The sequence below is a fragment of the Streptomyces sp. 549 genome (assembly GCF_030124175.1).
Lineage (GTDB): Bacteria > Actinomycetota > Actinomycetes > Streptomycetales > Streptomycetaceae > Streptomyces.
Genome location: NZ_JASKMT010000036.1, coordinates 21,538 through 43,368 on the forward strand (window position 1 = coordinate 21,538; position 21,831 = coordinate 43,368).

Below are 21,831 nucleotides of genomic sequence, written 5' to 3' on the forward strand. Positions count from 1 at the left end.
GTGAGCGGTGAGCAGGTCCGTCGTGGGGCTGATGGTCGGCATGGCACTCGGCTTCGCCGGCTGGTTCGGCGGCCTTGCCGCCTTCCTGCTGGTCGGGGCGCTGGGTGCGCTCGGCTGGCTGGCGGGGCGTGCGGCGGACAGTGACACCGAACCCGCGCAGTGGCTCCGGTCGTTCGCGAGGAGCAGGCAGTGACACGCCGAGGGCAGGCGGCGCCGCGTGACGAGTCGGCGGCGCCGCGCGAAGAGCAGTCAGCACACGGCAGCGGGCAGGCACATGGCGCCGCCCCGGCACGTGACGCCGCCGCCCCGGCACGTGGCGCCGCCGACCGGGCAGGTGACGCCACCGGGCAGGCTGGGGACGGCACTGACAGCACCTCGCACCCGGTCCCCGGCGGGGAGCGCGGCGCCACCCGGATCTCTGAGCACGCCCACCAGCGCGTCGCGGCAGGCGCGGCGGGGGAGGCGCTGCGCCGGGCGGTGCCCGGTGCGCCGACCGGGCTGCCCCGGGCGGCCGTCCGCATACGGCGGGGCGGCACCCGCATCAAGATCGGAGTGGTACTGCCCTGCCCGAGCGACCTGGGCGCACCTGCATGCGGCTGAGAGGTGCCGTCGCCGCGCGCTCGGCGGAGCTGACCGGCACACCCGTGCTCGACGTGCAGGTCACCGTGGACGGCCTGACCCCCGCACCCGCCGACGGGGAGCAGCGGTGAGCGGCGCGTCGGCGGCCGCGCGCGCCACACGTCCCTGGTCGGACCGGCGGCTGCCGGCCGCCCTGGTGCCGGTCGCCGCGACGGCGGCAGCGGCGGTACAGGCCGACGCGGTGGCCGCCCTGGCGCACGCCCGCGCCGCCACCGGCCGCCCCGGGTTGCGACTGCGCTGCGGTTCCGCGTCGTCCGGCACCACGACCGGCACCACGACCGGCACCACGACCGGCACCGGGGTCGGCGTCACGTCCGGCACTACGTTCGGCACCACCCGGGGCACCTGACGGAACGTCGGCCCGAGCGGCGTACCACTGCCGCCTCCGTCCTCCGCCCCGCTGCCGGATAGCGCCTGGCCCATTGCCGCGGGCTCATCGCCCCTGGCCCGTCGCCCCGTCGCCCCGCCGTCCCTGGCTCGTCCGGAGTCCGCGCACCCGGTGGCTGGTTCTGGCCGGTTTGCCGCACGGGTGCGCCGGTCACCCGCAACAACGCCCCGAAGTGCGCGCGGGCGGCTTTCCGGTACTTCTCCGTGGTGGTCAATTTCGGCGTATTGCTGCCGAGTTGGCATCGATTGGCATGACCTCTGTATGACAGACACATGAAATGCGTACGGGGCTCTTGTGGGATTCCTATGGTTCGGCGAATCTTTCGGCTGACGGCGCCTGGATGTCATGTCCGCGTCTGTCACTCCCCACATTGGCGCACCACCACGAGAAGGACCTCTCCATGGCAGTGATGCGTTCCCCCAGACACAGATGGTCAGCTGCCGCCGTGGCCACCGCCGCGGCCGTCGCCCTCGGACTCGGCTCCGCGATACCCGCGGCAGCCGCAGACGGCCCCGAGGGTGTCATCGACAACGTCGGCGCCCCCGGCGCGATCAAGGACAGCTACCTCATCACGCTCGACGAGGACGCGGCCGACGCCTCGTCCTCGAAGGGCCGGGCACTTGCCAAGAAGTACGGCGCCAAGATCAACGTCACCTATGAGGCGGCCCTCAACGGCTACTCGGTGAAGCTGACGGAGAAGCAGGCCAAGAAGTTCGCCGCCGACTCGGCGGTCGAGTCGGTGGTGCAGGACCAGAAGGTCACCGCGTCCGCGACCCAGACCAACCCGCCCTCGTGGGGCCTGGACCGGATCGACCAGCCCAACCTGCCGCTGAACAACAGCTACACCTACCCCGACCAGGCCGGGGCAGGGGTGACGGCGTACATCATCGACACCGGCATCCGGCACAGCCACTCCGACTTCGGCGGCCGCGCCAGCTTCGGCTTCGACGCCTTCGGCGGCAACGGCAACGACGGCAACGGGCACGGCACACACGTGGCCGGCACGGTCGGCGGCACCGCCTACGGTGTCGCGAAGAAGACCTCGCTGGTCTCGGTCCGGGTCCTCAACGACCAGGGCTCCGGCACCATCACCGGCGTCGTCGCCGGTGTGGACTGGGTGACGCGGAACGCCAAGAAGCCGGCCGTGGCCAACATGAGCCTCGGCGGCGGCGCCAACGCCACGCTCGACCAGGCCGTGCGCAACTCGATCGCCTCCGGCGTCACCTACGCGGTGGCCGCGGGCAACGACAACAGCAACGCCGCCAACTACTCCCCGGCCCGCGTGGCCGAGGCGATCACCGTCGGTTCCACCACCCGCACCGACGCCCGGTCGTCCTTCTCCAACTACGGCACCATCGTCGACATCTTCGCCCCCGGCTCGGACATCACCGCGCCCTGGATCGGCAGCGACAGTGCCACCCGGACCATCTCCGGCACCTCGATGGCGTCCCCGCACGTGGCCGGCGCCGCCGCCCTGCTGCTGGGTGCCAGCCCCTCCGCCACCCCCGCCCAGATCGGCAGCGCGCTGAACTCCGCGGCCGTCACCGGCAAGGTGACCAACCCCGGCACCGGTTCGCCCAACCGGCTGCTCCAGGTCGGCTCCGGCGGCCCGGGCGACCCCGGTGAGCCCGGCAACCGGTTCGAGAACGCCGCCGACTACCCGATCAACGACAACCAGACGACCGAGTCCCCGATCACCGTCAGCGGTGTCTCCGGCAACGCGCCCTCCGCGCTGACCGTGGAGGTGGACATCAAGCACACCTACATCGGTGACCTCCAGGTCGACCTGGTCGCCCCGAACGGCACCACCTTCCGCCTGAAGAACTACGGTGACGGCGGCAGCAGCGACAACATCATCCGCAACTACACCGTCAACGCCTCCTCGGTCGCCGCCAACGGGACCTGGAAGCTGCGGGTGAGCGACAACGCCCGCTACGACACCGGTTTCATCGACCGCTGGGCGCTCCAGTTCTGAGCCCGGCGGGTCGCTGACTCGCTGTGACGTCCCGCGCCGACCCCCGGAGAGCCCCACTGCGGGCCTCCGGGGGTTGATGCGTGCGTGAGCAGTTACTCATCACTTCGAGTGAATCTTTGGCCGTTCATTGCGGTCCGCCACCCTGGGTTGTCAAGCTGTTGCTCACCGTCAACCTCCCGGGAGGGCACGTGCCGTTCGGTGAGCAACCCGCGTATCTGCGCGTCGCCGGGGACCTCCGTCAGAAGATCGCCGACGGCGTCCTCGCCCCGCACACCCGCCTTCCGTCCCAGGCCAGGATTCGGGCCGAGTACGGCGTCTCCGACACCGTCGCGCTGGAGGCCCGCAAGGTGCTGATGGCCGAGGGCCTGGTCGAGGGGCGCTCCGGTTCCGGCACCTATGTGCGGGAGCTGCCCGAGCCGCGCCCGGTCTCGCGCACCGGCTACCGCTCGGCCGGCGGCTCCGGCGTCTTCCGCCAGGAGCAGGCGGCTGGCGGTGGCAAGGGCAGCTGGGAGTCAGGCAGCAGCCAGGAGGAGGCGTCCCCCCAGGTCGCCCGCCGGCTGCGCATCCAGCCGGGTGACCGTGTGATGCGCACCCGCTACCTCTTCCGGGAGGGCGGCGAGCCGATGATGCTCAGCACCTCCTGGGAGCCGCTGGAGCTGACCGGCCGCACGCCGGTGATGCTGCCCGAAGAGGGGCCGCTGGGCGGTCTGGGCGTGGTCGAGCGCATGGCCGCCATCGACGTGGTGGTGGACAACCTGCTGGAGGAGGTCGCCGCCCGCCCCGGCCTCGCCGAGGAGATGAACGTGCTGGGCGGGGTGCCCGGCCACTGCGTGCTGGTCGTCTCGCGCACCCACCTGGCGGGCGGGCGACCGGTGGAGACGGCGGACGTGGTGGTCCCCGCCGACCGCTACCGCCTCACCTACCACCTCCCCGTGCGCTGAAGCCCGGCCGCCGACCACTTCGGCCTTTCCGTCACCGAACCGGTGTTCCACCTTTCGGTGCTTCGGTGCTTCGGAGAACCGGTGCCTCGCAGATCCGGGGGCCCGCCCGTTCGGCATGGCCGAATTCGTCTCTCCTTGTGCCAAGTCGAATGCGGTGAGTAAAGGTCGGGCGTAAGCTCCGGCATATGCAGAACGCGGGAGCACCACAGGGACAGGACGCCGTGCGCCGCCGGACCTGCCGGGGTGCACGATGAGCGAAAGCGGCCTGCTGCCCTGGCTCGTCATACGCCAGGACGACGACGGCAGCCGGTACCGGGTGGGCCGCTACGCCACGCGGCTGGAGGCCCAGACGCTCGCTGATCGCCTGCGAGAACGCCGCCGGGACTTGATGGACGAGGGAGACCGGTGTTATCTGGTGGAGCGTTTGGGGCACTCGAACGGTGGCGACGCCTGAGTCCGTGCAGAATCGGGTATGTGGGCTTTAGTCCGACATGGCTGGACGGTCGCCGGGTGAACACCCGCGCACGCCGGCATGGTCACCCGAGCAGGGACGTGGGCGGAAGTGAGCGAAGCACCAGAGGCAGCGGACTCGCTGCTCGACACGCTTCGCATCGGTGTGGTCATCCTCGACACCGGCGGACGCATCCTGCTGTGGAGCCCGACCACCGAGGAACTGCTCGGCTGGCGCAGCGAGGAGGTCGCCGGCCGCCGCTTCGTGGAGTTCCTCCACCCCGCCCAGCGCGACCCGGACCCGGCCCTGCGCATCTACGGCGAGCTGCGCCGCGGACGGCTGTGGCGCGGCGGCCTGTGCGGACTGCACCGCGACGGCCACGGGGTCGAGGTCGACGGCCAGGCGTCCCTGTTGGAGGACGCCGACGGTGAGCCCTTCATTCTGGCCAATGTGGTCGAGGTCAGCAGGCTCAAAGCCATCGAGCACGACCTCGCCGCGCTCGACGCGCTCTTCGACTCCTCCCCGCTGGGCATCGCGATCTTCGACGAGAAGAAGCGCTTCGTCCGCGTCAACAAGGCCCTGGTCGAACTCCACCAGAAGCCCGGCGAGCAGATCCTCGGCCGCACCGTGGAGGAGGTCCTGCCCGCGTTCATGGCGCAGGAGATCTCCGAGGTGCAGAGCGTCGTCCTGAGGACCGGCCGCACGCTCGTGGACATGGTGATGCCCTCCCCCGACGGCCAGGGCGCTCGCTCGGTGTCCTACAGCAGGCTCACCGACCGCTCCGGCCACGTGCTCGGCGTCAGCTGCACCGTCATGGACGTCACCGAGCGCCGCGAGGCGCTGGAGAAGATCGAACGCGCCCGGCAGCGGCTCAGCCTGCTCGACGACGTCGGTGTCGCCCTCGGAGACCTGCTCGACGTGCGCCGGATCTCCCGGGCGCTGGCCCGGTCCCTGGTGCCGCGATTCGCCGACTACGCCGGTGTGATGCTGCACGGCGCCGTCGCGCACGGCGACGAACTGCCCCGCGGCGGCACCGCCGCCGGAGTGCCGCTGCTCCAACTCGGCGTGGCCGCGAAGAGCACCGGCCCCGAGGTCGAGCGCATGCTGCGGGTCGGCCAGGACATCGCCTTCGCACCCGACTCCTTCTTCGGCACGGTGCTCGCCACCGGCGTGCCCCACCTCGCCGCGTCCCAGCGCGAACTGCTCGCCGCCACCTACCCCGGCGACCCCAAGGTGCAGGCCGCGCTCGACCTCGGCATCCACTCCCTGATGTGCGTGCCGCTGCGCGCCCGCGGCATCGTGCTGGGGCTGCTGGTGATCAGCCGCGCCGAACGCCGTGAGCCCTTCGACCGGGACGACCTCGCCCTCACCATGGAACTCGCCGGCCGGGCCGGCGTCTCCCTCGACAACGCCCGCCTCTACGCCAGGGAGCGTGAGGGCGCGCTGATGCTCCAGCGCAGCCTCCTGCCGCAGCGGGTGCCCTCGCCGCCCGGCGTGCGGATCGGCTACCGGTACGTGCCCGGCAGCAGCGGCACCGAGGTCGGCGGCGACTGGTTCGACGTGATCCCGCTGGCCGGCGGCCGGGTCGCCTTCGTCGTCGGCGACGTGATGGGCCACGGCCTGCGCGCCGCGGCCACCATGGGCCGGCTGCGCACCGCCGTGCGCACCCTGGCCGGCCTGGACCTGCCGCCCGACGAACTGCTGCGCCGCGTCAACGACATCGCCGACGACCTGGCCCACGGTCCCGAGGAACCCCTCATGGCGACCTGCGTCTACGCCGTCTACGACCCGTCGACGCGGCACTGCACCCTCGCCAAGGCCGGCCACGTCCCACCGGTGCTGCTCACCCCCGGCCGGGACGGCCGCTGGAGCGCCCGCGCGCTCGACCTGCCCTCCGGCGCGCCGCTGGGCGTCGGCGGTGTCGCGTTCGCCTCGGTGGACCTGGAGGTCGAGGAGGGCGCGGCGCTCGTGCTCTACACCGACGGTCTGATCGAGTCCCGCGGCGAGGACATCACCGAGGGCCTCGACCGGCTCTGTCGCAGCCTGTCCGCGGTCCGGGGCACCCTCGACATCGAGCACGTCTGCGACGACGTCATCGCTCTCGCCGCGCCCGGCGACGGCGGCGGCGACACCCGTCCGGGCGGCCCGAGCGGCGTGGTCGCCGCGCACACCGCGGTGGACGACGTGGCGCTGCTGGTCGCCCAACTCGGCGGCCTGCCCGAGGACAGCGCGGCCTGCTGGACGTTCCCCGCCGAGAGCCGCGCGGTCCGCCGGGCCCGTGACGAGGTCCGCCGCACCCTGCACAAGTGGGGTCTTGACGCGCTCACCGACGAGGCCGTGCTGCTGGTCAGCGAACTGGTCACCAACTCGCTGCGCTACGCCCACGGGCCCATCGGAGTGCGCATGGTGCGCGGCAGTTCGCTGCTGGTGGAGGTCTCCGACCCGCTGCCCGACCCGCCGCGGGAACGGGTCGCGGACGAGCACGACGAGGGCGGCCGGGGCATCCAGCTCGTCGCCCAGTCGTCCCGGCGGTGGGGGACCCGGCACGGCCCGATCGGCAAGACCGTGTGGTTCGAGCTGACCCTGCCTGGTGAGAGAGCCCTTTCCCAGGGTTAGAGAGCCCTCCCCAATGGTTAGGAGAAGAGGAGCACCCGGGAGCCGGGGCGTCACCGACCACCGGCCCCGCACGCGGGCAGGGAGGGAACCGGCATCAGGGCACGCATCACCGGCCGCACCGGCAGCATCGGCAGCATCGGCAGGACCGGCAGGACCGGCAGGACCGGCCGCACCGGCAGAAACACAATCACCGGCGGGACCAGCCGTTCCGCATGCACGCGCGTCGGCACGGGCAGCAGCACCGGCATTAGCAGAAGCGGACAGCAGCCGGGCGGCAATCGGGAAGACTATGTTCCGCGGCGCCCGGGCCTGCCACACTGCCAGGAAGCTCGTGAGCCGAGTGCGACGGGGAAGGGGCGGCGTTGAGCGACATTCCAGTCGAGGCAGGAAAGCCGGACGACGTGCGGCGTGCGCTGGCCTTGCTGAACGCGGCGGGCGCCCGGATCGGCAACTCGCTCGACCTGGAGAAGACGGCCCGCGAACTGCTGGACGTCGCCGTCCCCCAGTTCTGCGACCTCGCCTCCGTCGACCTGTACGAGGAAGTCCTCGCCGGTGAGGAACCGCACCCGGGCGGCGGCGGTGAGGGCAGCGCGCCGCTGCGCCGCGTCGCGTTCGCCAGTGCGGTCGGCGACGGCTCCGACCCCGACAGCGTCCCGCTGGGCTCCACCCACCGCTACGGTTTCGAGTCCGCGCCCGCCGCCGCGCTGCGCACCGCCCGCGTCCGGCCGGTCACCGCGCCCGACGCCGGACGGCTCCCGCGTGCGTCCGCGTTCGGAATCGCCGTGCACTCCACGCTCGCCGTGCCGATGGTCGCCCGCGACCGGGTGCTCGGCCTGGTCCAGTTCTCCCGCACCAAGGGCAGCGAGCCCTTCGGCGAGCGGGACGGCGCGCTGGCCGCGGAACTCGCCGCCCGCGCGGCCGTCTGCATAGACAACGCGCGGCTGTACCGGCGTGAGCACGAGCGCGCCCTGATACTGCAGCGCAGCCTGCTGCCGCCGGGCGACCCGGAGGCGGCCGGGCTGGACATCGCCTGCCGCTACCGGCCCGGCACCGACGCCACCGAGGTCGGCGGCGACTGGTTCGACGTCATCGAACTGCCCGGCCACCGCACCGCGCTCGTCGTCGGCGACGTCATGGGCCGCGGCCTGCGCGCCGCCGTCGCCATGGGCGAACTGCGCACCGCGGTGCGGACCCTGGCGCTGCTCGACCTGGAACCCGCCGAGGTGCTGGAAACCCTTGACGAGGTCGCCCGCGGCCTCGGCGAGACCCGCTCCACCCGCCGCGGCGGCGAGGACCTGTCCGAGGTGTACCTGGCGACCTGCGCCTTCGCCGTCTACGACCCGGTGTCCCGGCGCTGCACCTTCGCCAACGCCGGCCACCTGCCGCCGATGCTCGTCGAACCCGACAGCGACGGCGCTCCCGCCCTGCTGCTGGAGGTGCCCAAGGGAGTGCCGCTGGGCGTCGGCGGGGAACCCTTCGAGCAGATCGAGGTGGAACTGCCCGACGGCACACTGCTCGCGCTCTACACCGACGGCCTCGTCGAGTCCCGCTACCAGCCGCTCGACGACGGCCTCCAGGCGCTGCGCGGCGCGCTCGCCGACTCCGAGCGCCCCCTGGAGGACGTCTGCGACCGGGTGCTGGCCGGCACCGCCACCCACCACGGCGAGGACGACATCGCGCTGCTGCTGGCCCGCGTCCAGGGCCTGCCCCGTTCGTCCGTCGGCGACTGGCGGCTTCCGCCCGAGCCGCGGTCCGTCGCGCGGGCCCGCGAACTGGCCCGCGCCCAGCTCGCCGAGTGGCAGCTCGACGGGCTCGCCGACACCACCGAACTGCTCGTCAGTGAACTGGTCACCAACGCGCTCCGGCACGGCGAGGGGCAGATCCGGCTGCGCCTGCTGCTGGACCACACCCTGGTCTGCGAGGTGTGGGACGCCGGGCTGGTGCAGCCGCGCCGCCGCCGCGCCCGCGACACCGACGAGGGCGGGCGCGGTCTGCAACTGGTCGGGCTGCTCTCCGCCGGGTGGGGCAGCCGCCGCACGCCGCGCGGCAAGACGGTGTGGTTCGAGCTGCCGCTGCCCGACGGCGAACCCAAGCCGCCGGACTCCATCGACGCGCTGCTGGACGCCTATCCCGCGCTCTGAGGCCCCTCCGCCGCGCGCGAGTGCCGCCGGTGCCTGGGAGTTGCCTGGGAAAGGGCGCCCCGGAGCCCGTACGGCCAGGTGGGTGAGGGCCTGCGCTTAGGGTGACAGGCATGGATCTGCAACTCTCCGGCCGCCGCGGACGGCTCCTGCTCGCCGGGGCAGCCGCGCTCGCGGTGCTCGCCGGTGCCGGCACCTGGACGGCCGCCGCCTCCGACTCCGGACCGGCCGTGCAGCGCGAGGACAAGGTCTTTGACATGCCCGGCGCCAAGATCGACACCTCCTACTTCCTCGCGGAGGGCTCCGGAGGAGAACGCAGGCCCGCGGTCCTCATCGGCCACGGCTTCGGCGGCAGCAAGGCCGACGTCCGCACCCAGGCCGAGAACCTGGCCGCGGACGGCTACGCGGTGCTCACCTGGTCCGCGCGGGGCTTCGGCAAGTCCACCGGACGCATCGGTATCAACGACCCCGACGCCGAGGTCGCCGACGTCTCCCGGCTCATCGACTGGCTCGCCGAGCGGCCCGAGGTCGAGCTGGACTCCGACGGCGATCCGCGGGTCGGCGTCACCGGCGCCTCCTACGGCGGCGCGGTCTCGCTGCTGGCGGCCGGTCACGACGACCGGGTGGACGCCATCGCCCCGATGATCACCTACTGGAACCTCGCCGACGCGCTGTTCCCCAACGGCGTCTACAAGAAGCTGTGGTCCGGCATCTTCTTCACCACCGGCTCGGCCGACCCGGCGGAGGGCGGCCCCACCCGCGGCGGCTGCGGACGGTTCGAGAAGGAGCTGTGCGAGATGTACGAGCGGGTCGCCGAGGCCGGCGCGCCCGACGACGCGGCCCGCGAACTGCTGGAGGCGCGCAGCCCCGTCGCGGTCGGCGACCGCATCAAGGTGCCGACGATGATCGTGCAGGGCCAGTCCGACTCGCTGTTCCCGCTCGACCAGGCCGACGCCATGGCCGAGGCGATCACCGCGAACGGTGCGCCCGTGGCGATGGACTGGATCGCGGGCGGCCACGACGGCGGCAACATGGAGACCGCCCGGGTCGAGGGCCGCGTCCACACCTGGTTCGACCGGTACCTGAAGGAGGACGAGGGCACCGACATCGGACCCGGCTTCCGGGTCTCGCGGACCGGCGGCGTGGACACCACCAACGGCTCCGCCCAACTGCGCGGTGCCACCGCCGACTCCTACGGCGGCCTTGAGCAGGAGCCGCGCAACATCGCGCTCAAGGGCGAGGAGCAGACGTTCCGCAACCCGCCGGGCGCCGGCCCGCCCGCCATCTCCGGTGTGCCCGGCGTGGGCGCGCTGACCCAGCTCAACTCCCTCGGCGGCGGCCTCACCATGGACTTCCCCGGCCAGTACGCCACCTTCCGGTCCGCGCCGCTGCGCGAGACGCTGCGCGTCACCGGCAGCCCGTCGGTACGGCTCTCGGTGAAGACCGGAGGCGACGACGCGGTGCTCTTCGCCAAGATGTACGTCGTCGGCCCGGACGGCCGCCGCCAGCTGCCCGGCCAGCTCGTCACGCCGCTGCGGGTGCCCGGTGGCGGGGACGGCACCGCCGCGGTACGGCTGCCAGCGATCGACCACAGCGTGGAGGCCGGACACCGGCTGGAACTGGTGGTCTCCGCCACCGACCTGGCCTACGCCTCACCCACCGCACCCGCCGACTACCGGGTCGCCGTCGTCAGCGAGGGCCTGCGGGTGCCCACCGCGCCCGAGGTGCGCACCGAGGCCGTGCCGCTGCCCTGGTGGGTGTGGGGCCTGCCGGCCGGCGGTGCGCTGGTCGCCGCGCTGCTGCTGCTCAGCGTGCGGCTGCGCCGGACCGCCGCCGCACCGCCCGACCCGGCACTGGCCGACGTGCCGCTGCAGATCACCGGCCTGTCGAAGAAGTACGCCGGGTCCGCCGACCAGTACGCCGTGCGCGACCTCGGCTTCCGCGTCGAGAAGGGCCAGGTGCTCGGTCTGCTCGGGCCCAACGGCGCCGGCAAGACCACCACACTGCGCATGCTCATGGGCCTCATCGCGCCCGACGAGGGCGAGATCCGCGTCTTCGGCCACGCCATCCGCCCCGGCGCCCCGGTGCTGTCCCGGGTCGGCGCGTTCGTCGAGGGCGCAGGCTTCCTGCCGCACCTGACAGGCCGCGCCAACCTCGACCTGTACTGGCAGGCCACCGGCCGCCCGGCCGCCGACGCCCACCTCGACGAGGCACTGGAGATCGCCGGGCTCGGCGAGGCGCTGGACCGCGCGGTGCGCACCTACTCACAGGGCATGCGGCAGCGCCTCGCCATCGCCCAGGCCATGCTGGGCCTGCCGGAACTGCTCATCCTCGACGAGCCGACGAACGGCCTCGACCCGCCGCAGATCCGGGAGATGCGCAAGGTGATGATCCGCTACGCGGAAGGCGGGCGGACGGTCATCGTCTCCAGCCACCTGCTGGCCGAGGTCGAGCAGACCTGCACCGACCTGGTGGTCATGGACCGCGGTCAGCTGGTCCAGGCCGGGCGCGTCGCGGAGATCACCGGTTCCGGCGACAGCCTGCTGGTGGGCGTGCCCGGCGGTGTGTCGGCCGCGGTCCGCGACAAGGTCGCCGCGCTGCCCGGGGTCGCCGAGGCGGCACCTGCCGACGAGGGCCTCCTGGTCCGGCTGGACGGCCTGGCACCGGCCGAGCTGCTGGCGGAGCTGGTCCGGCTGGACATCCCCGTGGAGCGCTTCGGGCCGCACCGCCGCCTGGAGGACGCCTTCCTGACCCTCATCGGAGGTGAGAGCGCATGAGCGACCTGCGCGAGTACGCACCCGGCTACTGGGCGGGCCGCACCCTGCCGCTGCGGGTGGAGGCCGAACGGCAGCTGCGCCGCCGCCGCACCACGGTGATGGCCGCGCTGCTGACGGCGCTGCCGTTCATCCTGGCCGCCGCCTTCGCCATCGGTGGCGAGGACGGCGGCGAACGCGGCGGCAACCGCATCAACCTGATGGACACCGCGACCGCCTCGGGGCTGAACTTCGCCGCCACCGCGCTGTTCGTGTCGGCCGGGTTCCTGCTGGTCATCCCGGTGGCGCTGTTCTGCGGCGACACGGTGGCGTCCGAGGCGAACTGGGCCTCGCTGCGCTACCTGCTGGCGGCGCCGGTGCCGCGCACCCGGCTGCTGCTCAGCAAGCTGGCCGTGGCGCTGGCGTTCAGCCTCGCCGCGATCGTGCTGCTGCCGCTGGTGGCCCTGGCGGTGGGCACGGTGCTCTACGGCTGGGGACCGTTGCAGGTCCCCACCGGCGGCTCGCTGGCCGCCGGGGACGCCACCGGGCGGCTCGCCGTCGCGGTCGGGTACGTCTTCGTGTCGCAACTCGTCACCGCCGGTCTGGCGTTCTGGCTGTCCACGGTCACCGACGCACCGCTGGGTGCGGTCGGCGGCGCGGTCGGGCTGACCATCGTCGGCAATGTGCTGGACGCCGTCACCGCACTCGGCGACTGGCGCGAACTGCTTCCCGCGCACTGGCAGTTCGCCTGGGCGGACGCCCTACAGCCGACCCTGGAGTGGGGCGGAATGATCAAGGGCTCGGCGGTCTCCGTGGCGTTCGCGCTGGTGCTGTTCGCGCTGGCGTTCCGCCACTTCGCCCGCAAGGACGTCGTGTCCTGACGCGGCCCGCGGACAGAGCGACCAGGGGCCGGGGCGGCCCGCACCACGCGGAACGCCCCGGCCCTTGGCGTGTGCCGGGGCGGCGGTGGCCGGGCAGCGGGTACGTACGGCCGGTGCGGAAACGGTCCGTCGCCGCGTGGCGGGCACCCAACCGGGTGGCATGCCGTCCCGGCCCGCCGTGTCGGCCGGTCCGGGCAGCCGCGCTCATCTTCCATGGAGATCCATAGATGTGATGAGCCGCCTATGCCGCCGAAAGGTGTAGCGGGCGGGCGTCAGCTCCCGGAGGTGGACAGCCATGCCAGCCATCGACACCGCTGCGCGGCGATGCGCGGCCGTACTGGCGGCGGGAATCCTGCTCCCGCCGGTGCTCGCCGGGTGCGGGGCCGGCACCCCGGCGGACGAGGGCAAGGGCGGCGCCGCCCGGGACGTGCCCGCGGTCTCCCGCGACCGCATCAGCGACGGCGGCAGCCTGCGCTGGGCCGTCGAGTCGCTGCCCACCACGCTCAACACCTTCCAGAGCGACGCCAACGCGGCCACCGACCGCGTCGCCGACGCCACCCTGCCCCGGATGTTCACCCTCGACGGCCGGGCCGAGCCGCAGCTCAACACCGACGTGCTGCGCTCGGCGGAGGTCGTCGCGCGCGAACCCCAGCAGACGGTCGTCTACACCCTGAACCCCAAAGCCCGCTGGAGCGACGGCAGGCGGATCGACGCGGTCGACTTCCAGGCGCAGTGGAAGGCGCTCGGCGGCTCGGACAACGCCTACTGGACCGCCCGCAACGCGGGGTACGAACGCATCCACAAGGTGGAGAAGGGCGACGGCGACGACCAGGTCAAGGTCACCTTCGCCCGCCGCTACAGCGACTGGAAGTCGCTGTTCACACCGCTCTACCCCCGGTCGGTGACCGGCCGGCCCAAGGCGTTCAACGACGACTCCCGCACCGCGATGCCCGTCTCCGGCGGGCCGTTCCAGGTCAAGGGCGGCAAGCTCGACCGCGCGGCCAGGACCGTGGTGCTGGAACGCAACCCGCGGTGGTGGGGAGCCAGGGCCAAGCTCGACGAGATCCGCCTCGTCCCCGTCGCCCGCACCGCCCGCGGCAAGGCACTCGCAGCCGGCCGCCTGGACTTCGCGGAGATCGAGCAGTCCGCGGTCAGGTCCGTCACCGCCGCTGCCGCCCCGCCGCAGACCGGCACCGGCCGGGACACCGACCCCGCCGGGGCCCGCGACGACGACGGCAAGAACGGGTCGGGCCGCAGCGGCACGCACCGTGTGCTCGCCCCGCTGGGCAGCGCCCCGCACGCCGCCGAGGCCCTGCGGGCGTGGGCCCACCGGCACCGCAGCGAGAAGGAGGACGCCAAGGCGCGGGCCGAGGGCGAGAAGCGCGAAGCGGCCCGGCAGAAGGCCGCCGAGCAGCAGGCCAACCTGCGGGCCCTCACCGTGCGGCGGGCCTACGATCCGGCCTGGACGCAGCTCGCGCTCAACGGCACCTCGGGCCCGCTGCGGGACGAGCGGGTGCGGCGGGCGGTCGCCCGCGCGGTGGACCGCGCGGAGCTGGCCGAGGCGGTGCTTCGCCCGGCGGGTCTGCCCGGCAGGCCGCTCGGCAGCCATCTGCGCATGTACGACCAGGACGGCTACCACGACCACAGCGGGGCCCTCGGCGACGCGGGTGCGGAGTCGGCGTCCGCGCTGCTCGCGGAGGCGGGCTGGAAGGGCGGCCCGATCGCCGGCACCCGCCGCGCCGACGGCGCCGGTGACGGTGGCGGCACAGAGGGCGACGGCGGCACAGGCCCGGACGCCGACGACGGCGGCTCGCCGTACGCGGTGACCGCTCCGGTCTTCACCGGCCTCACGCACAGCGCGGCGGCCGCCCACGCGGCCCTGCTGCGGCAGGCCGCGTACGCCGACGAGGCCGCCGCCGAGTCGGCGGCGGAGGACGGCGCCAAGGGCGCGGCGAAGCGCAGGGCGGCCGCGAAGGAGTCGATGCGCAAGGCCAAGGAGGCCGACGCGGCGCTGTCCCGCTTCGTCGGCGGCCTGCTGCGGGCCGAGGGCAGCCTGGTGCGGGCGAAGGAGGGCCGGGAGCTGGAGCTGAGCATGGTGCTGCCGGCCGGCAAGGGCTCCGCCCAGCTGCGCGACACCGGGCGGCAGGTCGCCCGGATGCTGGAAGGCGTCGGGGTCCGCACCAGGATCACCGAGGTCCGTGACGAGTCCTTCTTCAAGGACCACGTGGCCTCCGGCGACTTCGACCTGGCCCTGTTCTCCTGGCCCGCGACCGCCTACCCGGTGACCGACGCCCGGCCGATCTTCGCCAAGCCGGAGGTCCTCGCCGACGGCTCGCTGCTGATCGAGCAGAACTACACCCGGGTGGGCACCGACCAGATCGACCGGCTCTTCGAGCAGGCGGCCAACGAGCTGGACGAGGGCAGGAAGCGGGACCTGGTCAAGCGGATCGACGCCCGGGTGTGGGCGGTCGCCGGGTCGGTGCCGCTCTACCAGAGGCCGCAGCTGGTGGCGGTCAACAGCAGGCTGGGGAACATCGGCGCCTTCGGCTTCCAGACCCCCCGCTACCAGGACATCGGCTACCTGCGGGGCGGCGCGCAGGCGTAGCCCGGGGACAGCCGGGGCGCAGCCCCGGAGGGGGCGGGAAACGGCCCGGGACGACCACGGCCGTCCCGGGCCGTACCATGGGGGCTGAGGCCGCGGCGATGCCGCTGCAGTCTTCCGGGGCCAGACCCCGGGCCCCTGGGCCGGCAACCGGCCCGGCGGGGAGCGACTAAAGCGACTGAGAACGTCGCACCGCCGTCACCGATCCGGGAGAAGCGCCGCCAGCATGCCCACGCGTAATGACATCCGTAACGTCGCCATCGTCGCGCACGTCGACCACGGCAAGACGACCCTGGTCGACGCCATGCTCAAGCAGGCAGGCGCCTTCGCGGCCCACCAGCATCTGGACGACCGGATGATGGACTCCAACGACCTGGAGCGCGAGAAGGGCATCACCATTCTCGCGAAGAACACCGCGGTCCGCTACCACCCCAAGGGCGGCGGCGAGTCCATCGTCATCAACATCATCGACACCCCGGGCCACGCCGACTTCGGCGGCGAGGTGGAGCGCGGCCTGTCGATGGTGGACGCGGTCGTGCTCCTCGTCGACGCCTCCGAGGGCCCGCTGCCGCAGACCCGCTTCGTGCTGCGCAAGGCGCTGCAGGCCAAGCTCCCCGTCATCCTGTGCATCAACAAGACGGACCGGCCCGACTCGCGGATCGCCGAGGTCGTCGACGAGACGTACGACCTCTTCCTCGACCTGGACGCGACCGAGGAGCAGATCGAGTTCCCGATCGTCTACGCCTGCGCCCGGGACGGCGTCGCCTCGCTGACGAAGCCCGAGGACGGCAGCGTCCCGCAGGACAGCGACAGCCTGGAGCCGTTCTTCACCACGCTGCTGGAGACGGTCCCCGCCCCGGTGTACGACGAGGGCGCGCCGCTGCAGGCCCACGTCACCAACCTGGACGCGGACAACTTCCTCGGCCGGATCGCGCTCTGCCGCGTCCAGCAGGGCGAGCTGCGCAAGGGCCAGACGGTCGCCTGGATGAAGCGGGACGGATCGGTGCACTCCGTCCGCATCACCGAGCTGCTGATGACGGAGGCGCTCACCCGCAAGCCCGCCGAGGTCGCCAAGCCCGGTGACATCTGCGCGGTGGCGGGCATCGCCGACATCATGATCGGCGAGACGCTGGCCGACCCGGAGAACCCGGTGGCGCTGCCGCTCATCAAGGTCGACGAGCCGGCCATCTCGATGACCATCGGCGCCAACACCTCGCCGCTGGTCGGCAAGGGCGGCAAGGGCCACAAGGTCACCGCGCGCCTGGTCAAGGACCGGCTCGACCGCGAGCTGATCGGCAACGTGTCGCTGCGTGTGCTGCCGACCGAGCGCCCCGACGCCTGGGAGGTGCAGGGCCGCGGTGAGCTGGCGCTGGCCATCCTCGTCGAGACGATGCGCCGGGAGGGCTTCGAGCTGACCGTCGGCAAGCCCGAGGTGGTCACCCGTGAGATCGACGGCAAGCTGCACGAGCCGATCGAGCGCATGACCATCGACTGCCCCGAGGAGCACCTCGGCGCCATCACGCAGCTCATGGCCTCGCGCAAGGGCCGCATGGAGACCATGACGAACCACGGTTCGGGCTGGGTCCGCATGGAGTTCCTGGTGCCGTCCCGCGGTCTGATCGGCTTCCGTACCGAGTTCCTGACCGAGACCCGCGGCACGGGCATCGCGCACTCCATCTCCGAGGGCCACGAGCCCTGGGTGGGGGAGCTGCGCACCCGGCACAGCGGCTCCCTGGTCGCGGACCGGGCGGGCAGCGCCACCCCGTTCGCCATGATGAACCTCCAGGAGCGGGGCACGATCTTCATCGAGCCCGGCACCGAGGTGTACGAGGGCATGATCGTCGGTGAGAACTCGCGCTCCGACGACATGGACGTGAACATCACCAAGGAGAAGAAGCTCACCAACATGCGTGCGGCCTCCTCCGACACCACGGAGAACCTGGTGCCGCCGCGCCGCCTCTCGCTGGAGCAGTCCCTGGAGTTCTGCCGCGAGGACGAGTGCATCGAGGTGACCCCGGAGACGGTCCGCATCCGCAAGGTCGCGCTGGACCAGCGCGAGCGTGCCAGGACCGCCTCGCGCGCCAAGCGCTGACCCTGCCTGACTGCCTGACTGCCTGACTGACGAGGGCGCGGCCACCCGCCAAGGGGGCCGCGCCCTCGTCCGTGTGCGCGGGCGGCGGGGGAGATCTGGCGGCAGGTCATGGATCGGCGGAAGTGCCGGAATTGATGCCTCGTGTCGCTTTTGTTGAGGCATATCAGAAGAGGTGGGCGAGGAGACGTGAGAGATGTCTCCTCTTATCCTTTTGATCTTTCCGAGTCAAACACTTTGGTCCAGTGCATGTCCGGAAACCGAACGCCAGATGCCGGAAGACGCGTTAACAGTCCGTTTCGCGGCTGTCTGTAACGGATTGCTTTGTCCGGATTTCGGATATCCGTCCTGTCGGTATGTGACCAAACCGAGATCCCTGACGTGTGGTTTACGAGCGCCGCGTGCCCAATAGTTGGCTTCATCGAGCTCGGGTCTGCGAGTCACGCACTGTTGGGGAGCGCTGATTCGTGATTCCGGGGGTGGCTGCTGCCGGTATGCATGCCGGCAGGACAGTTGCATCCCCCGTTCCCGTAATGACAGTGGACTCCTGAGGAGGCATACCCATGCGCGGTGCCAAGAGCGCCAAGTGGGTCGCGAGTGCGATCGTCGTGGCCCTGGCCGCGACCGCCTGTGGCGGCGGCAGCGGTGACAGTGACGAGGGCGGCAAGGGCGGATACGACCCTGACGGCATCGTCAAGCTCGCCAACAGCGAGCCGCAGGCACTTCTCCAGCCCGCCAACTCCCAGGACACCGCGGGCGGCCAGGTCATCAAGGGCCTGTTCACCCCGCTCGTCGACTGGGACGAGAAGGGCGAGCTCCAGATGATGAACGCGGAGTCGGTCGAGTCCGACGACGCGCAGACCTGGACCGTGAAGCTCAAGAAGGGCTGGACGTTCCACGACGGCGAGGAAGTCACCGCCAAGTCGTACGTCGACGCCTGGAACTGGGCGGCGAACATCGAGAACGAGCAGAAGAACAGCTACTGGTTCGAGGACATCAAGGGCTACGAGGACGTCCACCCCGAGAAGGGCAAGCCCTCGAAGACCGAGATGGAGGGTCTGAAGGTCGTCGACGACCAGACCTTCACCATCGAGCTGAAGAACAAGGTCAGCTACTTCGACTTCAAGCTGGCCTACAACTGCTGGTCCCCGCTGCCCAGCAAGTTCTACGACGACCCCGAGGCCTACGGCAAGAAGCCGGTCGGCAACGGCCCCTACAAGTTCAAGAGCTGGGACCGGAAGAAGAAGATCTCGGTCGTCCGCTTCGACGACTACAAGGGTCCGGACAAGGCCAAGAACGGCGGCGTCGACTACGTCAACTACCAGACGGCCGAAGCCGAGTACGACGCGGTCAAGTCCGACAAGGCCGACATCATCACCATGGTGCCGCCGCGCGACCTGCCGAAGTACAAGGACGACCTCGGCGACCGCGCCGTGGACGCCCCCATGGCCGGCATCCAGACCCTCCAGCTCAACTTCAAGGCCAAGGGCTGGGAGGACGTCGACCCGCTGGTGCTCCGCGGCATCTCGCAGGCGATCGACCGGGACACGATCACCAAGACCGTGCTGAACGGCACCCGTGACCCCGCGAACAGCCTCACCGCTCCGAACCTCCAGGGTCACGAGCCCGAGGTCGGCGGCGACTACGCCAAGTTCGACCCCGAGGCTGCCAAGAAGAACATCAAGGACGGCGGCGGCGTCCCGAACGACGAGATCTTCCTCCAGTACAACGCCGACGGCGGTCACAAGGAGTGGGTCGAGGCGGTCTGCAACAGCATCCGCCAGGCCACCGGCGTGGAGTGCACGCCCGACTCCAAGCCCGACTTCCAGACGGACCTCAACATCCGTGAGTCCGGCGACGTCAAGACCTTCTACCGCGGTGGCTGGGTGCTCGACTACCCGGTCAACGTGAACTTCCTGAAGGAGCAGTACTTCTCCACCGCGGGCGCCAACTACGGCAAGTTCAGCAACAAGAAGGTCGACGAGCTCTTCAAGAAGGGCGACCAGGCCGAGACGCTGGAGGAGACCGTCAAGGCGTACCAGGAGGCCGAGAAGTACATGTTCGAGGAGGTCGCGATGCCGGCCATCCCGCTCTGGTACTACAAGACGAACGCCGGCCACAGCACCAAGGTGGACAACGTGAAGTTCGACCTCGCGAACTTCGCCATCGTCCAGGACGTGCAGGTCAAGAAGTAACCGTCGTCGAGTAGCTGCGCACAGGCAGACGCCGGCCACCCTCGCCGGTCGTCCCGTGCAAGGGGGAGCCGAGGGCCGTTCCTGCAGACAGGAACAGCCCTCGGCTCCTTCTGAATGAGCAACGTGGAGGAAATAATGGGGCGCTATGTCGCAAGGCGACTGCTCCAGATGATCCCGGTCTTCCTCGGGGTCACTTTGATGGTCTTCCTCATGATGTACGCCCTGCCCGGCGACCCCGTGCGGGCTCTCTACGGAGACCAGACGTACGACCCGGCCCAGATCGCGGCCATCAAGGCGGACCTGGGGCTCGACCAGCCCCTGTGGAAGCAGTACATGGACTACCTGTTCGGCCTCGTGCAAGGGGACTTCGGACAGCAGATCGCCAGCCAGGTGCCGGTGTCGGAGATCATCGCGGACGCTCTGCCGATCACCGCCAGGCTCGCGCTCCTGGCCTTCGCCTTCACGGTCGTGTTCGGTATCGCTCTCGGCATGATCGCCGGTCTCAAGGCGGGCCGGCCGGTCGACACCGCCGTGTTGATCGTCACCCTGCTCTTCATCTCGGTGCCGGTCTTCGTGCTCGGCTACCTCGCCCAGTTCTTCTTCGGGCACACGCTCGGCTGGGTGACCCCGGTCGTGCAGGACTCCGACAACTGGGGCGAGCTGCTGCTGCCAGCCATGGTGCTCGGCTCGCTGTCCCTGGCGTACGTCGCCCGGCTCACCCGGACCTCGATCGCCGAGAACCTGCGCTCGGACTACATGCGCACCGCCGTCGCCAAGGGCCTGCCCCGGCACCGGATCCTCAGCGTGCACCTGCTGCGAAACTCCCTCATCCCGGTGGTGACCTTCCTGGGCGTGGACATCGGCAGCCTCATGGCCGGAGCCGTCGTGACCGAGGGCATCTTCAACATCAACGGCATCGGCAGTGAGCTGTTCGAGGCGCTCTTCCGCCGCGAGGGCTCCACCGTCGTCGGCATCGTGTCGCTGATCGTGATCATCTACCTCGCCGTCAGCCTCATCGTCGACCTGCTCTACGCGGTCCTGGACCCGAGGATTCGCTATGCCTGATCTGACAAAGACCGACAACTCGCCGGAGACGGTCGTGCCGGGCGCGGGCGCCGCGACCTCGGCCGACCCCTCGCCGGGCAAGCCGCGCAGCCTCTGGTCGGACGCCTGGCGGGACCTGCGCCGGAACCCGTTCTTCGTGGTGTCGGCGGGCATGATCACGCTGCTGCTGGTGATCGCGTTCGTCCCGACGATGTTCACCAGCCTCGACCCCCGCGAGGCGGACCTGGCAGGCAAGTACCTCCAGGAGCCGGAGTTCGGGTCCGTCTTCAGCCCCGAGTGGCTGGGCTACGACGGCCAGGGCTACAGCGTGTACACCCGGATCATCTACGGCACCCGGGCGTCCATCGCCATCGGTGTGGTGGTGACCATCATCGTCACCGTGCTCGGCAGCCTGGCCGGCATGGTCGCCGGCTACTTCGGCGGCCTGGTGGACACCGTCATCTCCCGCGTCATCGACGTCTTCCTGGGCATCCCGTTCCTGCTCGGCGCCATGGTGGTGCTGGTCTCGTTCGACCCCGGGGTGCCGATGGTCATCGGAGCGCTGGCGATCTTCGGCTGGACCATGGTCGCCAGGGTGATGCGCGGCTCGGTGATCACCGTCAAGCAGGCCGACTACGTCCAGGCCGCCAAGGCCCTGGGCGCCGGCACCGGCCGCATCCTGATGCGGCACATCCTGCCGAACGCCGTGGCACCGGTCATCGTCGTCGCGACCATCGCGCTCGGCGGCTACATCTCGGCCGAGGCCACCCTGACCTACCTCGGCATCGGCCTCCAGCCGCCGACCGTCTCCTGGGGCATCGACATCAGCTCCGGCAAGGACCAGCTGCGGGTCGCCCCGCACGTGCTCCTGTGGCCCGGCCTGATGCTGAGCTTCACGATTCTGGCGTTCATCATGCTCGGCGATGCGGTACGCAACGCCCTCGACCCCAAAACGCGCTGAGGGAGGCGTACGTGACCACCATGGACAAGACCGCGGACGTTCCCACTCCGAGTGACGCCGCCGGCAACGGCGGACCGCTGCTGGAGGTGAAGGACCTCCATGTGGAGTTCCACACCCGTGATGGTGTGGTGAAGGCTGTGAACGGGGTGGACTACTCG

Annotated in this window: 15 protein-coding genes and 2 pseudogenes; 16 read left to right on the forward strand and 1 reads right to left on the reverse strand. The window is 71.3% G+C overall.

Annotated features, from left to right (window positions below; all coding sequences use genetic code 11):
• Nucleotides 1-7 precede the first annotated feature (7 nt).
• From QNO07_RS25565 to QNO07_RS25595, 7 genes are all read left to right on the forward strand, one after another.
• A complete protein-coding gene (locus QNO07_RS25565) occupies nucleotides 8-193 on the forward strand; it encodes a hypothetical protein (RefSeq protein WP_283994824.1) in 186 nt (61 codons plus the stop codon).
• On the forward strand, nucleotides 190-600 hold the full coding sequence (locus tag QNO07_RS25570) for a hypothetical protein (protein WP_283994825.1): 411 nt from the start codon (nucleotides 190-192) through the stop codon (nucleotides 598-600). The genes QNO07_RS25565 and QNO07_RS25570 overlap by 4 nt, the downstream gene beginning before the upstream one ends.
• 106 nt (nucleotides 601-706) lie before the next feature.
• Complete coding sequence (locus tag QNO07_RS25575; protein WP_283994826.1) at nucleotides 707-988, forward strand: hypothetical protein; 282 nt, start codon at nucleotides 707-709, stop codon at nucleotides 986-988.
• Nucleotides 989-1,427: 439 nt separating this feature from the next.
• Nucleotides 1,428-3,002, forward strand: a complete 1,575-nt coding sequence (locus QNO07_RS25580; RefSeq protein ID WP_283994828.1) for a S8 family peptidase — start codon at nucleotides 1,428-1,430, stop codon at nucleotides 3,000-3,002.
• Between the two features lie 188 nt (nucleotides 3,003-3,190).
• Nucleotides 3,191-3,943 (forward strand): GntR family transcriptional regulator, encoded by a 753-nt coding sequence (locus tag QNO07_RS25585; RefSeq protein WP_283994829.1) that lies wholly within the window; start codon nucleotides 3,191-3,193, stop codon nucleotides 3,941-3,943.
• A 250-nt stretch (nucleotides 3,944-4,193) separates the two neighbouring features.
• A complete protein-coding gene (locus QNO07_RS25590; protein WP_283994830.1) occupies nucleotides 4,194-4,397 on the forward strand; it encodes an SPOR domain-containing protein in 204 nt (67 codons plus the stop codon).
• A gap of 108 nt (nucleotides 4,398-4,505) precedes the next feature.
• A complete protein-coding gene (locus tag QNO07_RS25595) occupies nucleotides 4,506-7,010 on the forward strand; it encodes a SpoIIE family protein phosphatase (RefSeq protein ID WP_283994832.1) in 2,505 nt (834 codons plus the stop codon).
• A 50-nt stretch (nucleotides 7,011-7,060) separates the two neighbouring features.
• On the opposite strand, the gene QNO07_RS25600 is transcribed toward QNO07_RS25595, so the two are convergent.
• Nucleotides 7,061-7,258: a hypothetical protein gene (locus QNO07_RS25600; protein ID WP_283994833.1), complete on the reverse strand. Its 198-nt coding sequence runs from the start codon at nucleotides 7,256-7,258 to the stop codon at nucleotides 7,061-7,063.
• Nucleotides 7,259-7,408: 150 nt separating this feature from the next.
• Here QNO07_RS25600 and QNO07_RS25605 point away from each other — a divergent pair.
• The 9 genes and pseudogenes from QNO07_RS25605 to QNO07_RS25645 all read left to right on the forward strand — a co-directional run.
• A pseudogene (locus QNO07_RS25605) lies at nucleotides 7,409-9,151 on the forward strand (ATP-binding SpoIIE family protein phosphatase); the annotation flags it as partial.
• 110 nt (nucleotides 9,152-9,261) lie between these two features.
• Nucleotides 9,262-11,925 carry an alpha/beta fold hydrolase gene (locus tag QNO07_RS25610; protein WP_283994834.1) on the forward strand — a complete coding sequence of 888 codons (2,664 nt, stop codon included), beginning with the start codon at nucleotides 9,262-9,264 and terminating at the stop codon, nucleotides 11,923-11,925.
• Entirely contained in the window at nucleotides 11,922-12,782 is an 861-nt protein-coding gene (locus QNO07_RS25615; RefSeq protein ID WP_283994835.1) for an ABC transporter permease, read from the forward strand. Before QNO07_RS25610 ends, QNO07_RS25615 begins: the two co-directional genes overlap by 4 nt.
• A gap of 295 nt (nucleotides 12,783-13,077) precedes the next feature.
• Complete coding sequence (locus tag QNO07_RS25620) at nucleotides 13,078-15,387, forward strand: ABC transporter family substrate-binding protein (RefSeq protein WP_283994836.1); 2,310 nt, start codon at nucleotides 13,078-13,080, stop codon at nucleotides 15,385-15,387.
• Between the two features lie 223 nt (nucleotides 15,388-15,610).
• Entirely contained in the window at nucleotides 15,611-17,476 is a 1,866-nt protein-coding gene (gene typA, locus QNO07_RS25625; protein ID WP_283994838.1) for a translational GTPase TypA, read from the forward strand.
• Between the two features lie 560 nt (nucleotides 17,477-18,036).
• The gene (locus QNO07_RS25630; RefSeq protein ID WP_283994839.1) at nucleotides 18,037-19,668 is read left to right on the forward strand and encodes a peptide ABC transporter substrate-binding protein; all 1,632 of its coding nucleotides are present in this window, start codon (nucleotides 18,037-18,039) and stop codon (nucleotides 19,666-19,668) included.
• A gap of 135 nt (nucleotides 19,669-19,803) precedes the next feature.
• Nucleotides 19,804-20,733, forward strand: coding sequence for an ABC transporter permease (locus QNO07_RS25635; protein ID WP_283994841.1), 930 nt, complete (start codon nucleotides 19,804-19,806; stop codon nucleotides 20,731-20,733).
• Nucleotides 20,726-21,673 carry an ABC transporter permease gene (locus QNO07_RS25640; protein WP_283994843.1) on the forward strand — a complete coding sequence of 316 codons (948 nt, stop codon included), beginning with the start codon at nucleotides 20,726-20,728 and terminating at the stop codon, nucleotides 21,671-21,673. Before QNO07_RS25635 ends, QNO07_RS25640 begins: the two co-directional genes overlap by 8 nt.
• An 11-nt stretch (nucleotides 21,674-21,684) precedes the next feature.
• Nucleotides 21,685-21,831: pseudogene (locus QNO07_RS25645) on the forward strand (methionine ABC transporter ATP-binding protein); the annotation flags it as partial.

Bases quoted from the DNA above. Each gene is read 5' to 3' on its own strand.
- QNO07_RS25630 (WP_283994839.1), top strand. From the start codon at position 18,037: ATGCGCGGTGCCAAGAGCGCCAAGTGGGTCGCGAGTGCGATCGTCGTG.
- QNO07_RS25640 (WP_283994843.1), top strand. From the start codon at position 20,726: ATGCCTGATCTGACAAAGACCGACAACTCGCCGGAGACGGTCGTGCCG.
- QNO07_RS25580 (WP_283994828.1), top strand. From the start codon at position 1,428: ATGGCAGTGATGCGTTCCCCCAGACACAGATGGTCAGCTGCCGCCGTG.
- QNO07_RS25610 (WP_283994834.1), top strand. From the start codon at position 9,262: ATGGATCTGCAACTCTCCGGCCGCCGCGGACGGCTCCTGCTCGCCGGG.
- QNO07_RS25600 (WP_283994833.1), bottom strand. From the start codon at position 7,258: ATGCCGGTGCTGCTGCCCGTGCCGACGCGCGTGCATGCGGAACGGCTG.
- QNO07_RS25635 (WP_283994841.1), top strand. From the start codon at position 19,804: ATGGGGCGCTATGTCGCAAGGCGACTGCTCCAGATGATCCCGGTCTTC.
- typA (WP_283994838.1), top strand. From the start codon at position 15,611: ATGCCCACGCGTAATGACATCCGTAACGTCGCCATCGTCGCGCACGTC.
- QNO07_RS25620 (WP_283994836.1), top strand. From the start codon at position 13,078: ATGCCAGCCATCGACACCGCTGCGCGGCGATGCGCGGCCGTACTGGCG.
- QNO07_RS25615 (WP_283994835.1), top strand. From the start codon at position 11,922: ATGAGCGACCTGCGCGAGTACGCACCCGGCTACTGGGCGGGCCGCACC.
- QNO07_RS25590 (WP_283994830.1), top strand. From the start codon at position 4,194: ATGAGCGAAAGCGGCCTGCTGCCCTGGCTCGTCATACGCCAGGACGAC.